Annotated in this window: 10 protein-coding genes and 1 pseudogene; 6 read left to right on the plus strand and 5 right to left on the minus strand. The window is 70.3% G+C overall.

Annotated elements, in window-relative coordinates:
• Positions 1-38 precede the first annotated feature (38 nt).
• Positions 39-1,421, minus strand: coding sequence for an NsdA family TPR-like regulatory protein (locus J1C73_RS30360; protein WP_207319185.1), 1,383 nt, complete (start codon positions 1,419-1,421; stop codon positions 39-41).
• Between the two features lie 324 nt (positions 1,422-1,745).
• Between J1C73_RS30360 and J1C73_RS30365 the strand changes: the two genes are divergently transcribed.
• Genes J1C73_RS30365 through J1C73_RS30375 form a run of 3 tightly spaced genes read left to right on the plus strand, consistent with a single transcriptional unit; the run spans position 1,746 to position 4,918 of the window.
• The gene (locus tag J1C73_RS30365) at positions 1,746-2,402 is read left to right on the plus strand and encodes a bifunctional DNA primase/polymerase (protein WP_207319190.1); all 657 of its coding nucleotides are present in this window, start codon (positions 1,746-1,748) and stop codon (positions 2,400-2,402) included.
• Positions 2,403-2,441: 39 nt separating this feature from the next.
• Positions 2,442-3,272, plus strand: coding sequence for an ABC transporter ATP-binding protein (locus tag J1C73_RS30370; protein WP_207319186.1), 831 nt, complete (start codon positions 2,442-2,444; stop codon positions 3,270-3,272).
• Positions 3,269-4,918: a transporter gene (locus J1C73_RS30375; protein WP_207319187.1), complete on the plus strand. Its 1,650-nt coding sequence runs from the start codon at positions 3,269-3,271 to the stop codon at positions 4,916-4,918. Before J1C73_RS30370 ends, J1C73_RS30375 begins: the two co-directional genes overlap by 4 nt.
• Positions 4,919-4,937: 19 nt before the next feature.
• On the opposite strand, the gene J1C73_RS30380 is transcribed toward J1C73_RS30375, so the two are convergent.
• Positions 4,938-5,831: an alpha/beta fold hydrolase gene (locus tag J1C73_RS30380; protein ID WP_207319191.1), complete on the minus strand. Its 894-nt coding sequence runs from the start codon at positions 5,829-5,831 to the stop codon at positions 4,938-4,940.
• A gap of 659 nt (positions 5,832-6,490) precedes the next feature.
• Positions 6,491-7,183 carry an iron-dependent transcriptional repressor DtxR gene (locus J1C73_RS30385; RefSeq protein ID WP_123524341.1) on the minus strand — a complete coding sequence of 231 codons (693 nt, stop codon included), beginning with the start codon at positions 7,181-7,183 and terminating at the stop codon, positions 6,491-6,493.
• 207 nt (positions 7,184-7,390) lie between these two features.
• On the opposite strand from J1C73_RS30385, the gene J1C73_RS30390 reads away from it, so the two are divergent.
• The 3 genes and pseudogenes from J1C73_RS30390 to J1C73_RS30400 all read left to right on the plus strand — a co-directional run bounded on the left by J1C73_RS30390 (position 7,391) and on the right by J1C73_RS30400 (position 11,678).
• Entirely contained in the window at positions 7,391-8,146 is a 756-nt protein-coding gene (locus J1C73_RS30390) for an SIS domain-containing protein (RefSeq protein ID WP_123460902.1), read from the plus strand.
• A 317-nt stretch (positions 8,147-8,463) separates the two neighbouring features.
• Positions 8,464-9,219: pseudogene (locus tag J1C73_RS30395) on the plus strand (transposase family protein).
• Between the two features lie 134 nt (positions 9,220-9,353).
• Complete coding sequence (locus J1C73_RS30400; RefSeq protein ID WP_242644928.1) at positions 9,354-11,678, plus strand: M9 family metallopeptidase; 2,325 nt, start codon at positions 9,354-9,356, stop codon at positions 11,676-11,678.
• 795 nt (positions 11,679-12,473) lie between these two features.
• On the opposite strand, the gene J1C73_RS30405 is transcribed toward J1C73_RS30400, so the two are convergent.
• On the minus strand, positions 12,474-13,265 hold the full coding sequence (locus tag J1C73_RS30405) for a DUF2785 domain-containing protein (RefSeq protein ID WP_207319189.1): 792 nt from the start codon (positions 13,263-13,265) through the stop codon (positions 12,474-12,476).
• A gap of 296 nt (positions 13,266-13,561) precedes the next feature.
• The coding region (locus tag J1C73_RS30410) for a GAF domain-containing protein (RefSeq protein WP_504744771.1) at positions 13,562-13,824 on the minus strand (263 nt) is incomplete at its 5' end.

The following is a 13,824-nucleotide window of genomic DNA, read 5'->3' on the forward strand; positions in this document are numbered from 1 at the left end:
GGGTGCGGCCGGGGCCCGTACCGGCCGCACCCTTCGGATCAAGCCGCCTGGAGTTCCAGACGGGCTCCGAACTCCCGTACCGCGGGCTCGTCCCCGTATGGCACCAGTCGCTGTTGCAGGTCCTCCAGATACTCCGCGCCCCGGCTGGAGCGCACCGAGCCCAGGAGCTCCATCGCCCGCGTCCCGGTGTGGCAGGCCTGCTCCACGTCGCGCAGCTGCACCTGCGCCGTGGCCAGCAGCGCCAGGCCGATGCCGCGGCGGCGGGCCCGGGACTCCGGGTGGCCGTCCAGGGACTCCTTCGCCCGGCGCGCGGCCGCCTCCGCCTGCCCGAGGTCACGGTGGCAGTGCGCCAGCTCGTCGGCCAGATAGGCGTGATCGAAGTGGGCGATCCAGTCGGGATCGTCACCGCTGTCCGGGTCGGCGCGCTCCAGGGCCGCCTGCGCCAGACCCGCCACCGACTGGCAGGTGCCGGCGTCACCGAGGAGGGCGTGGCCGCGCGCCTCCGCGGCGTAGAACATCGCCTCCGCCCTCGGGGTGACCCGTCCGCGCGCGCCCTCCTGCGCGGCCCTGGCCAGCTGGGCGATCTCGCGCGGATTGCCGAGCTGGGCCGCGAGATGGCTCATCGACGCGGCCAGCACATAGCCGCCGTAGGCGCGGTCGCCCGCCGCCTGTGCCAGCCGCAGCGCCTGGATGTAGTAGCGCTGGGCCAGCCCCGGCTGGCCCGTGTCGATCGCCATGTACCCGGCGAGCTCGGTGAGTCGCGCGACCGCCGCGAACAGCTGCCGCCCGGTCGATTCGCGGTACGCGCCCGAAAGCAGCCCGGAGACCACGCTGTTCAGGTAGTGCACCAGGACCGGCCGCACGTGGCCGCTGCCGAACCGGTGGTCGAGGTCGACCAGCGCGGCCGTCATCGCCCGCACCGCCTCCACGTCGGGCATCCCGACCCGGGCCCCCGCCGCCCGCGCGACCTGCGGGTCCGCGCCGCTGATCAGCCAGTCCCGGCTGGGCTCGACCAGTGCCGAGGAGGCCACCGCCGAACCGGTGAGGAAGTCGCGGCGGCCGACATCGCTGCGCCACAGCTCGCAGACCTGCTCGATCGCCCCGATCACCGTCGGGGCGAACTGCAGCCCCACGCCGGAGGCGAGGTTCTTGCCGTTGGCCATCCCGATCTCGTCGATCGTGACCGTACGGCCGAGCTTGCGGCCGAGTGCCTCGGCGATGATTCCCGGTGCCCTGCCGCGTGGTTGCTGTCCGCGCAGCCAGCGGGCGACCGAGGTCTTGTCGTACCGGAGGTCGAGCCCGCGTTCGGCCCCGACCATGTTGACGCGGCGGGCGAGGCCCGCGTTGGAGCATCCGGCTTCCTGGATGAGCGCCTGGAGCCGTTCGTTCGGCTGGCGTGCGACGAGAGGCCTGGCTGCCATGTTTGTCCCCCTGAGGCCGCAGTGATCGTTGCGGGATCACTGCCCGACATATGCCTGAGAAATGCACCGATTCATCGTGTTGGTCACTTTCACGGCGTCTTGCATCTTTCGTCACAGCAAGCGCTCTAAGATGCGAGACGAACTGTGCCGGAATTCCCGTATCTGGTTACCCGCCCTTCGCCGTGACGCCTACCGCGCGCCCCCGCCCATGCATCGATGCGCCCCGTATGCGGGAACGAAGCGCCCTGACAACCGCGCACGCCGCCCCCGTAACCCCAGGTGGTGGCGGGAGTTGTGCTGGACGTGGAAGAGCCCATCGGAGTCATGGAAGCCGCACAGGTCCCCCAGCAGCGTGCCGAGCCGCTGCTCGACGCCGCCGTGCGGTACGTCGAGGAGCGGCATTGGGACGTGTGCCCCGGCACCTGGCTGGAGCCGGCCGACGGGACGGAGCGGTGCTCGTGCGGCGAGACCCGCTGCGCCGCTCCCGGCGCCCATCCCACCCGGGCCGACTGGGCGGGCCTGGCCACCGGCAGCGGCGCGGCGGCCTGCCGGATGTGGTCCCAACAGCCCCGGGCGGCGATCCTGTTGCCGACCGGACGCGCCTTCGACGCGATCGACGTACCGGAGTCGGCCGGCTTCCTGGCGCTGGCCCGGATGGAGCGGCTCAGCCTGCCGCTCGGGCCGGTCACCCACACCCCCGACCGCCGCATGCAGTTCTTCGTCCTGCCGGACGCCGCCGCCAAGGCCGACGGCCTGGTGCGGCGGCTGGGCTGGAGCGCCGCCGCGATCGATCTGCGCGGCTGCGGCGAGGGCCAGTACGTGACGGCCCCGCCGACCCGGGTCGGCGGCCTTGGCGCGGTGCAGTGGGCCCGCCGCCCCACCACCGCCAACCGCTGGCTGCCCGAGGTGGAGGAGCTCATCAGCCCGCTCGCCTACGCCTGCGGCCGGGAAGCGGCCGACGCGCGGACCCGCCTTTCGTAGGGTGGCCCCCACACATGGGGACTTCGAAGGGCGTGCACGATGCCGGACCGGCGCGACACGGACAGAGCAGAGCAGGCCGTCGAGGCGGACGCCTCGCGGGTGACGCCGCCCGCGGTGCGCGTGGAGGGGCTCTGGAAGCGGTTCGGCGAGCAGACCGCGGTCGCCGGAATCGATCTGGAGCTGCCCGCGGGCAAGTTCATCGGTCTGGTGGGGCCCAACGGCGCGGGCAAGACCACCACCCTGTCCATGGTCACCGGCCTGCTCCGCCCCGACATGGGCCGGATCGAGGTCGGCGGGCGGGACGTCTGGCGCGATCCGGTCGAGGTGAAGTCCCGGATCGGCGTCCTGCCCGAGGGCCTGCGGCTCTTCGAACGCCTCTCGGGGCGTGAACTGCTCGGCTACACAGGCCGGTTGCGCGGGCTGCCGGGGTCCGAGACGGACAGCCGGGCCACCCAGCTGCTGGACGTCCTGGATCTGGCGGGCGCCCAGCACAAACTGGTCGTCGACTACTCGACCGGTATGCGGAAGAAGATCGGGCTCGCGGCGGCGCTGCTGCACAATCCCGAAGTGCTCTTCCTGGACGAGCCGTTCGAGGGCGTCGATCCGGTGTCGGCGCAGACCATCCGCGGAGTGCTGGAGCGTTACACCCGCTCCGGGGCGACCGTCATCTTCTCCAGCCATGTGATGGAGCTCGTCGAGTCGCTCTGCGACTGGGTGGCCGTCATGGCGGCCGGCCGCATCAGGTCCCAGGGCACCCTGGCGCAGGTGCGCGGCGACGCGCCCTCGCTCCAGGACGCCTTTCTGGAGCTCGTCGGCGCGGGCGGGCGCGACAGCGGCGACGCCCTGGACTGGCTGGGCGGCACCCGATGAGCGTGCTCGACGTCCCGGCGGACTCCGGGCCCCGGACGGGCGGCATGGACGGTACGGCCCTGGTCCCCGTCTTCGTCACGCTCAAGCTCACGCTGCTGCGCAACGGGCTGCGGCAGTCGGCCGGCCGGCGGGCCGCGTACATCGCGTCCGTCGTCGTCACCCTGCTGATCGCCGCGGGCCAGCTGATCGGGCTGATCGCGCTGCGTGGCAACGCCCACGCGGAATCGCTCGTGGTGCCGCTGGCCGCGGTGCTGGCGCTCGGCTGGGCCGTGATGCCGCTGTTCTTCGCCGCCGGGGACGAGACCCTCGACCCGAGCCGGCTGGTGATGCTGCCGCTGCGGCCGAGGCCCCTGATCGCCGCGCTGCTGATGGCCTCGCTGGTCGGTATCGGCCCGTTGTTCACGCTCTGCCTGACGGCCGGTTCGGTGATCGCACTGGCCCACGGGGCGGGCGCGGCGGTGTTCGCGGTCGTGGCCGCTCCGCTGACGCTGCTGGTCTGCGTGGCGCTGGCGCGGGCCGTCGCCACGGCCAACAGCCGGCTGCTGACGTCCCGCAAGGGCCGCGATCTGGCGGTGCTCAGCGGACTGGTGATCGCGGTGGGCATCCAGTTCGTCAACTTCGGGGCGCAGCGGCTCGGCCGGGCCGGCGGCCTCTCCGCGCTGGACCCGGCAGCGGACGTGGTGCGCTGGCTGCCGCCCGGTTCGGCGATCGGGTCGGTGGATTCCGCGTCCCAGGGCTCGTACGGCCGGGCCGCCGTTCAGCTGCTGCTCTCCGTGGCGGCGCTGGCCCTGCTGGTGTGGCTGTGGCAGCGCAGCCTGGTGAAGCTGATGACGTCACCGGACGGCTCGACGCTCGCCGCGGCCGAACCGGGCCGAGCGAAGTCCGGTTCGCGCGGCTCCGGCCTGTGGGCACTGTTCCCGGAGGGGCGCACCGGCACGGTCATGCAGCGCAGTCTGCGCTACGTCGCCCGGGACCCGAAGACCAAGGCCGCGTGGGTGACGGCGCTGGCGATCGGGCTGATCGTGCCGCTGCTCAACGCCTTGCAGGGCACCGGCTCGGTCTACTTCGCCTGCTTCGCCGCCGGGATGCTCGGCATCCAGATGTACAACCAGTTCGGGCAGGACGCCTCCGCGTTCTGGATGGTGGCCGCGACGATCTCCTCGCCCCGGGACGCCTATCTGGAACTGCGGGCGCGCGCACTGGCGTTGCTGCTGATCACCCTTCCGTACACGGTCCTGGTGACGGTGCTGACGTGCGCGTTGCTCGGGGACTGGGCGAAGCTGCCGGGGGTCATGGGGCTGTCGTTCGCGCTGCTGGGCGCGATGCTGGCGACGGGCGCGGTGGCCTCGGCGAACTTCCCGTACTCGATCCCGCAGGACGGCGCGTTCAAGAACGTGGCGCCGGGTCAGGCCGGGCTCGCGTGGATCTCGGTCTTCGGCGGCATGGTCTCGGCGGCGCTGCTGTGCGCGCCGGTGATCGGTGCCACGATCTGGCTGCATCTCGCCGGTGCGCAGGGGTGGCTGTGGCTGCTGTTGCCGGTGGGTGGCGTGTACGGGGCGCTGATCGCCTGGGCCGGGCTGCGGGTGGCGGCGCCCCGGACGGCGGACCGGCTGCCGGAGATCCTGGCGGCGGTCAGCAAGGGGTGACGGGTGCCGGGCTCCGGGGTTACGGAGACACCGGCTCCCGGTCGTCGCGGATGTCCTCGGCGAACTGCTCCAGGAAGGGTTCGACCGCGGCGCGCCAGCCCTCCGGCTGGTCGTAGTGGACGAGATGGCCGGCGTCGGCCACCTCCGCGTACTGCCCGCGCGGCAGCACCCGGACCATCTCCTGGGCCTCCGCCCGGCCCAGTTCGCCGTCGAGGCCGCGGAGCACCAGGGTCGGGCAGCTGACCTGGGCCAGCTCCTCCCAGTGCGCCTCGGAGAACCAGGTGGCGCGGGACTGGAGCATCTGCCGGCGGGAGAAGACGGGCCGCCAGCCGTCGGCGCGCTCGGCCATCACCTCGGCGAAGAACTCACCGCGCGACGGATTGGGGCGTTCCACCCAGGGGTCGTCCTCGCCGAACCACTTCCGTACGTCGGACAGCGTCGCGAACGGCACCGGCCAGGACTTGAACCACTCCTCCCACTCCCGCTGCGAGGCCGCTGCGAGCGCGGAGGCCCGCATGTCGCAGATGACCAGCGCCCGGACGAGGTCGGGGCGCTTGGCGGCGAGCTGCCAGGCGGTGAGCGCTCCCATGGAGTGTCCGACGAGGGTCACGGGGGCGAGGTCGAGCTGCTCGATCGCGGCCTCGGCGTCGGCGACGTACGCGTCGCGCGTGTACGGGCCGTCGGCCGGCTTGTCACTGCGGCCGTGGCCGCGCTGGTCGAGGCCGACCGCGCGGTGCCGCTCGGCGAGCCAGCGGGTGGTGGAGGCCCAGTGCGAGGCCCGGCCCATCAGACCGTGAAGCATTAAGACGCCGGGGGCGCGTTCGCCCGTCGCGCGCTCCTTGGGCGGATCGGCGAACTCCCAGGCCGCGAGGCGTACGCCGTCGGTTCCGGTCACATCGATGCGCCGCACCATATGTTCTGGCACCCCCTTCTGGTCCCTCGATCACCATGTGGTCGCGTCCCGCCAGACTATCGAACTCTTATTCGAAAATTGGCTTCCGGCGCACAACACCGCTCGTTCGAGTGACAGCTTCCAAGGATTGACGTCGGCCGCGGAGGGGAGATCTTCTCCGGGGGGCGGGCCGCTCGGGGATGAGGGCCCGCAGGGACCGACCTGAAGAGCTCGGGGCTCCAGGTCGGGACAGGGGAGGACAGGCCCCGGCGCCGTGAGGCGCCGGGGCCATCCATCGTTCATAGGGCCGGGGACCGGAGCCGGGCGCGGGCGTGAGTGCGTCTCTCATCCGGTGCGCAGGCCGGACATGCCAGCACGACGGGCGCATACCCTGCTCCCCTCCCCGACCGCGCGACCAGGCGGCCGACACTCTCAGGTATCCCTCAGCCACAGCCTGGCACGCGATCCGTCCGAGCGCTGCAATTCCGGACGGAAAAGCGGGAAGCGGGCATCGGCGGCCGGTACTCGACGCCGCCTGTGCGGCGTGGGTCGAGCACCGGCCGCCCACCGTTCGACGCATGCCGACGAACCCGTGCGTGCCGACGAATCAGCCGCTCGGCGACGGATCACCGCCGCGACATAAGTCAGCGCTCGGCGGCCAATCAGCGCTCAGCGACGAATCAGCGCTTGGCGACGAAGACGTGCGACGCCACCTCGGAATCCAGCTCCGCCGCCTCCCCGCTGCTGCCGACCAGCACCCCGCCGGGCGACTCCGTCACGCTGACCACGGAACCGGGCTGCACGCCCGCCCGCCGCAGCGTGTACATCAGCTGGGCGTCCGTCTGGATCGGCTCACCGATCCGGCGGACCACCACGGTCTTGCCCTCGGCGCCCGGGTCGAGATCCGACAGGCTCACCATGCCCTCGTCGAGGAACGGATCGGCCTCGGCCTTCTCGCCCAGCTCCTCCAGGCCCGGGATCGGATTCCCGTACGGGGACTCCGTCGGGTGGCGCAGCAGCTCCAGCACCCGCCGCTCCACGGCCTCGCTCATCACGTGTTCCCAGCGGCACGCCTCGGCGTGGACCTGCTCCCACTCCAGGCCGATCACGTCGACGAGCAGGCACTCGGCGAGCCGGTGCTTGCGCATCACGCGGGTGGCCAGTCGGCGCCCTTCCTCCGTCAGCTCCAGATGCCGGTCGCCCGCGACCTGAACCAGGCCGTCGCGCTCCATGCGCGCCACCGTCTGGCTGACCGTCGGACCGCTCTGGTCCAGCCGTTCCGCAATCCGGGCGCGCATGGGGACCACGCCTTCCTCTTCAAGTTCGAGGATGGTGCGGAGATACATCTCCGTTGTGTCGATCAGTCCGGACATTTCGTGCCCCTCGATGCAATCGTGCGCTGGCCCTGACCCAATTCTGACGCATACCACTGACAACCGTGCCTCGTCGGTGCCATGCGGCGTACCGGAGTGAGCCCGAGCACCCCTTGCGGTATTGACATGTCACTGGTCCAGACCGCAACGTGATCGGCGGTACGGACGCCCCTGGTCACCCCACCCCGCCGGAAAGGCCCTCCTCAGATGAGCGAAAGCAAGCTGGCCGGTCAGTTCTTCGACGCAGCGATCGGCCTGCTGGAGCGGGTGCGCGACGAGGAGTCCGGCAACATCGCGGCCGCCGGTACCGCGATCGCCGACACCGTCGAGGCCGGTGGCCGGCTCTTCGCCTTCGGCGCCGGGCACTCCTCGCTCGCCGCCCAGGACGTCGTCTACCGCGCGGGCGGGCTCGCCCTGATGAATCTCCTGGCCGTCCCCGGCGCACTCGGGGTCGACGTCATGCCCGCGACCCTGGGCTCGGCGCTGGAGCGGGTCGACGGCCTGGCGGGCGCGGTCCTCGACTCCAGCCCCGCGAAGGCGGGCGACGTCCTCGTGATCATCTCGCTGTCCGGGCGCAACGCGCTGCCGGTGGAGATGGCGATGAACGCGCGTGCGCTGGGCCTGAAGGTCATCGGCGTCACCTCGGTCGCGTACGCGGACGGCACCCGGTCCCGGCACAGCTCGGGCGGCTTCCTGCGGGACCACTGCGACATCGTCCTCGACAGCAAGATCGCGATCGGCGACGCGGAGCTGAACGTGGACGGCATCGAGGCACCGTTCGCGCCCGCGTCGACGGTGGTCACCAGTGCGGTGATGCAGGCGATGATGGCGGCGGCGGCGGAGCGGCTGCTGGAACGGGGCATTGAGCCGCCGTTGCTGCGCTCGGGGAACGTCGACGGGGGCCACGAGTGGAACGGGCGCGTGATGACGCAGTACTCGGACCGGATCTTCTACCGGCACTGAGCTTGACTCTGAAGCTCCTATAGATCGTCAAGCTCAGATTCGTTGGCCGTCAGCCCGTAGATGCTCTTCACGCTGATCCATGCCCGGCCGTATTTGCACCAGCAGGTCGTGAGGGAGGGGCGCCAGCGCCCCGGATCTTCGTCTCCCTTCTGCCGGTTACTGCCAGCCGACACGGCGATGAGCTGGGAGTGCGTCAGGTCATTGAGCCCTCTCCAACCTGATCGCGCTGAGCGCGAGTTGGACAGTCCTGCGTAACGACGAAGCTCCTGATAGACGGGTTCCCGCCCACGATCACCGGTGTCTGCCAGGAGCTTCGCGTGCTCGTCTACCCGTCGTCGATGGATCTGTCCAGCCGCACCCTGCGGTTCCTGACTGGGCAACTGACCGCCAGACGGAAGAAGCTCGGGACGCGGTGGCGGCGACTACCGGTCGGCCGGCAGGCCCTCCTGGCCCTGGCCCACCTGCGGTTCGGTGACACCTAAGCCCAGCTCACCGTGGGGTTCGGCATCGGAATCGCGACCGTATTTCGCTACATACGCGAAGCCGTCGAGGTCCTGTCCACCCTCGCCCCGACACTCGCCGAGGCGATGAAAACGATCCGCACGAAGGCGTTCGTCATCCTTGACGGCACCCTGCTCCCGATCGACCGCATCGCAGCCGACACCTCGTACTACTCGGGGAAACACAAACGCCACGGCATGAACGTGCAAGTCCTCACCTACCCGTTCGGACGCCTGCTCTGGGCCTCACCCGCCCTGCCCGGCTCGACCCACGACCTCACCGCCGCCCGACAGCACGGAATCACCGAAGCCCTCACCGACTCGGGGCTCAAATGCGGGGCGGACAAGGCGTATCAGGGAGCTGGCCGAGGCCGCCGCCTGAAGCGATGGAAGCGCCGCCACAACAGCAGCCACGCCAAGATCCGCTGCCTCGGCGAGCAAGCCATGGCTACCCTCAAGGGCTGGCGCCTCCTGCGAAAGCTCCGCTGCAGCACCAACCGCATCACCGACATCGTCAAGGCCGTCCTCGTCCTTCACCACACCTCGATCCGAGGTTGGAAAAGGCCCAGTTGACAACGTTTCAGTTGCGGTGGCCGGCAATCTGGCAGAAACCTTCCGATGCAATGCGACATGTGCAATTTTACATGTCACACATTAACTGCCCGTGTCCCCAGCACGCGGCCAAACGGCCTCGGAGGCCCCCACAGATGCATCCCTTCCGGATATCGAAGGCCAACGCGCGCAGACTTCCTGCGCTCGGCGCAGCCGTCTTCATTGCGCTCGGCCTGCTCGCGCCACAGAGCCAGGCCTCCTCCGTCGGCGCCACGACCCCGGCCGGTGCGAAGGCAAGTGGAACCGCGGCCTCGGCGCCGCTGTCGATCCCGGTCCCCAAGTCGCCCAATGCAATGAACAACAACTCCCGCTTCCGGATCTCCTCGCAGGACAGTGCCGAGGAGTCCGCCCCGGCACCCGCCCCGACCGTCAAACCCGTCAAGGCCGGCAAGCAGTCCTCGGCCGCCGCCGAGGACGAGTGCGGCGACATCTCCGGCGTGATCAACGCCACGGGCAACGCGTTGGTCCAGCAGCTCAAGGCCCTCCCCCGGATCACCTGTACCTACCCGCTGTTCAGCCTCACCGGGGAGGACGCGCGGAAGGCCTTCCGTGAAGCCCAGATGGTGACCGTCGCCAACGCTCTGCGCGACGCCTCCGCCACCTACTCGGGCAACAACAGCGCCGCCATCGGGCAGCTGGTGCTGTTCCTGCGCGCCGGCTACTACGTGCAGGACAACCACGCGAACGTCGTCGGCGACTACGGCACGGCGCTGGACAGCGCGGCGCTCGGCGCGCTGGACGCGTTCTTCGCCTCCCCGCGCAGCAAGGACGTCACCGACGCCAACGGCGAGATCTTCAACGAGGTCGTCACGCTGATCGACAGCACCCACGCGGCCGGCCGGTACGCCGGCGTCATCAAGTGGATGCTCGGCAGCTACGACGGCACCTGGCCCAGCCAGATGAACCTCGCCATGCAGCACGTCGAGTGGGTCGTCGAGAACGGCTTCAAGGCCAAGAACGACGACCGCGGCTGGCGGGCCGCCCTCAAGGCCGACCCCACCATCCTCAACACCTGGGCCGGCTTCATCACGCGCAACAGCGCGCAGCTGAACCGCTTGGACGTCGTCAGCAACGTCGGCCGCTACCTCGGCTACGCCCTCGACGTCCCCGAGCTCAAGGACCGGGTCAGGCCGCTGCTGAAGGACCTGATCAACCGCTACCCGAACGTCGGCCCCACCGCGCCGATCACCATGAACCTGGGCTGGTACACGCGCCAGTACGACAGGAACAACTGCGCGGCCTATGCCATCTGTGACCTGGGCGACCGTGTGCTCCCGGCGATCCTGCCGATCCAGCACACGTGCACCCCGGACCTGAAGATCCGCGCCCAGGACATGTCCCCCGGACAGCTGGCCAGCACCTGCACCAGCCTGGTCAACCAGGACGCCTACTTCCACCGGGTCATCGGCGACAAGGGCGCGATCCCCGGTGACGTGAACACCAACCTCGAGGTCGTCGTCTTCGACGACTACACCCAGTACTCGCTGTACGCCTGGGCGATCTACAACATCGACGTCGACAACGGCGGCATGTACGAGGAGGGCAACCCGGCCGCCGCCGGCAACCAGGCCCGCTTCATCGCCCACGAGGCCAGCTGGCTGCGCCCGGACTTCCAGATCTGGAACCTCAACCACGAGTACACCCACTACCTCGACGGCCGCTACAACATGGCCGGCGACTTCGAGGCCAGCCTGACCACGCCGACCATCTGGTGGGTCGAGGGCATCGCCGAGAACATCTCGTACGGCTATCGCAACGAGCGCAACGCCGATGCGATCGGCGAGGCCGGCAAGAAGACCTACAAGCTCAGCGACCTGTTCGACACCGTCTACAACCAGGACGGGGACCCCGAGGTCAACTCGAACCGGGTCTACCGTTGGGGCTTCCTTGCGGTCCGCTACATGCTCCAGGCGCACCCCGCTGACGTCGAGACCGTGCTCAACAATTACCGCACCGGTGACTGGAACGGTGCCCGCACCTTCCTGAAGCAGACCATCGGCACCAGCTACGACGCCGGCTTCGCCACCTGGCTGACGACCGCCTGCGCGACCAACGACTGCGGCCCCCTGCCGGAGGCCTCGTCCACCCCGCTCTGCACCACCAGCGACCCCCGTCAGTTCGACAAGAACTGCCGCCGGGACAACCTCGCGGCCTCCACCGGCAACTACAGCTACCACTTCGTGTACCTGCCGGCCGGCCTCAAGCAGCTGACCATCACCAGTAGCGGCGGCACCGGCAACGCCGACCTGTACTACGGCGGCAGCAGCTGGGCCACCACCAGCAGCTACCAGGCGAAGTCCACCAACGCCGGCAACAGCGAGACCCTGACGATCGACAACCCGCCGTCCGGCTGGGTCTACTTCAGCCTCGCCGCCGCGCAGGATTTCAGCGGTGTGAGCGTCTCCACGCAGTCCGAGTGAGCCGGTCCGCCGGGGCCAGCTGGGCCAGCTGGGCTTCGGCGAACGAGGATCCGCTGAACGGGGATCCACTCGGCGAGGAGAGCCCCGTCGCACCCGCGCTGCCGGCCACCGGGGCCTGAGCGTGACGGCGGTCCTTGCCATCCGACCGCGGATGGCAAGGACCGCCGTTCGTGTTCAGGCGACCGGGTGGACGCAGACGGCCCGCCGCGGCAGCCGCCACCCGAACACGTGACAAGCCGTAGTCATATCGATCACCGAGCTTGTGGCTCGAACAGGGGAACCGGGAGTCAGGGCACGGGCGTACGCGGACACCCGTCGCTCCGCCATCTCTGCATGAATCCGGCGGCCCCCCTACCGGGGGTTGATACTGGTGAGCTCTCGTATTCAACTGTCGCCAGTTCTCCGAGGAGTCCAACCGACTGGTGACCTTGTGTGATCGCCAGCGGCGTACGGCTCCGCGGGCGGCTGCGACCGCGCGACGCCGATCCCGCCCCTGAGCGCGGAAGGTTGTCGGGGCGGGCCGGCTGGGGAAGAGCCAGCAGGGTGCCTGATTGGTGGCGGCGTTCATGTTGTCGCGACTTGCGATGTACTCCAGCAGCAGGGATGCGACTGGCGCGGGGGCGGGTGAGGCGGGTTCCCCGAGCCGTAAAAGCGTTGCTTCTCCGTCGCTGAACACGTCGTCGAGCGTCAACTGGACGATGTGGGTAGGGGAGGCCGGTGTGCGCGATCAGCGCCATCCACGTCGTCCGTGGAGGGCATGCGTACCGGTCTGCCCGGCCGAACGGGTGCCGTCGGTCAGCGTCTGACGATCCGGTCGAGGACGCTGGCGACGCCGGACTTGACCGCGTCGCGGTGGTGGAGGGGTTCCGCGGGCAGTTCGCTGGTGGGGCGCACGCCCCGGTCGGCGAGGATGTAGAGCAGGCGCAGGGTGCGCAGGCAGTTGCTGATGTGAGCGGGCACCGGGGTGCTGATGCGGTCGGCCCCGAAGCGGTCGGCGATCGGATCCAGCCAGCCGACGGCGTCGCGTTCGCTCAGGTCGGTGCGGGTGAGGACCCGGGCGATCGCCCGGGCCAGGCGGTCGTCCTCCATCTGGTCGTAGACGTGGTCGGTGGGCGCCGTCAGCCGCGCGGCGGCGAGGTCCAGCATCCGCACCGGCGCCACCTCGGGGTGGCGACCGAAGCCGGCAAGCAGGTCCGCGCCGTGCGCCACCGCATGAAGCCAGCCGAGCGTGTCGTCGTGGCCGCGTAGATCCTTCTCCGCCGGGTACCAGTGCTCGAACGCGTCCACCCAGCCGGACTTCAAGTCCCCCGCGGCCACCAGCATGTCGAGCACGAGGGGCGCGAAGGTGCGGGCCTCGACCCGCGCGTCGGTGAACCGGGTCGCCATCTCGTCTCCCAGCTCCAGCCGCCGGGACGTCCCGATCGCCCCGCGGGCGATCCAGGTCGCGAGGACGGTGTAGGGCGCGCCGTCCCGGACCAGTGGATCGGGATCTGCCAGGGCACGGGACAACTCGCGGACGAGGTCGTCCATGGGCCGGTCAGCGGGCACGGCACAGTCGGCGGCCTCGACGCTCTTCCAGTCGATCATGACGAGCAGAGTAGGTCCTTGCCGTTGCCACACGCCTGCGAATTATGTCCAGGCATCCATCTCAACCCAGCAACTGCCCGACCAGACCCCGCAGTTCTGGCGTCTGTATCACTCTGCCCGCCGAAGCCGGACAGGGTGATGCACAGCGGCCAGGTCCAGCGCGCGATGCCGCGGGTCCGCGACCGGCCGAAGCCAGGCCACTGGTCACGCGCCGCTTGGAACATCGGAACGAAAACTGGCGCTGAGCTGAGGCCCCGTCCGAGGGGTGCGCGCCCGCCACGGCGAGGGCTGCTCCCTCAGGCGCCGTACGGGCTGGTGTCGCCGGGGCTCTCCCGCAGGCACTGGTACAGGTCCACCGAGGCCGCGACGCGGTCCGCCATGCTTTCCGCGTACACCGCGTCCGGGCGTTCGAAGGCGGCGCGGTGGGCCGAGCGCAGGAACGTCACCACGCCCAGTGTCCGGCCCCGGCTCCGCAGCACCGCGCACAGGGCGTGCACCGAGTCGGCCGGCCACTGACGCTCGGCAGCCCACTCCCCGGCGTCACGCGTCGACCCGGCCC

The organism is Streptomyces laculatispora, from assembly GCF_017353455.1.
Lineage (GTDB): Bacteria > Actinomycetota > Actinomycetes > Streptomycetales > Streptomycetaceae > Streptomyces > Streptomyces laculatispora.

Excerpts from the sequence above, each read along its gene's own strand:
- J1C73_RS30360 (WP_207319185.1), bottom strand. The coding sequence starts at position 1,421 with ATGGCAGCCAGGCCTCTCGTCGCACGCCAGCCGAACGAACGGCTCCAG.
- J1C73_RS30365 (WP_207319190.1), top strand. The coding sequence starts at position 1,746 with ATGGAAGCCGCACAGGTCCCCCAGCAGCGTGCCGAGCCGCTGCTCGAC.
- J1C73_RS30370 (WP_207319186.1), top strand. The coding sequence starts at position 2,442 with ATGCCGGACCGGCGCGACACGGACAGAGCAGAGCAGGCCGTCGAGGCG.
- J1C73_RS30375 (WP_207319187.1), top strand. The coding sequence starts at position 3,269 with ATGAGCGTGCTCGACGTCCCGGCGGACTCCGGGCCCCGGACGGGCGGC.
- J1C73_RS30380 (WP_207319191.1), bottom strand. The coding sequence starts at position 5,831 with ATGGTGCGGCGCATCGATGTGACCGGAACCGACGGCGTACGCCTCGCG.
- J1C73_RS30385 (WP_123524341.1), bottom strand. The coding sequence starts at position 7,183 with ATGTCCGGACTGATCGACACAACGGAGATGTATCTCCGCACCATCCTC.
- J1C73_RS30390 (WP_123460902.1), top strand. The coding sequence starts at position 7,391 with ATGAGCGAAAGCAAGCTGGCCGGTCAGTTCTTCGACGCAGCGATCGGC.
- J1C73_RS30400 (WP_242644928.1), top strand. The coding sequence starts at position 9,354 with ATGCATCCCTTCCGGATATCGAAGGCCAACGCGCGCAGACTTCCTGCG.
- J1C73_RS30405 (WP_207319189.1), bottom strand. The coding sequence starts at position 13,265 with ATGATCGACTGGAAGAGCGTCGAGGCCGCCGACTGTGCCGTGCCCGCT.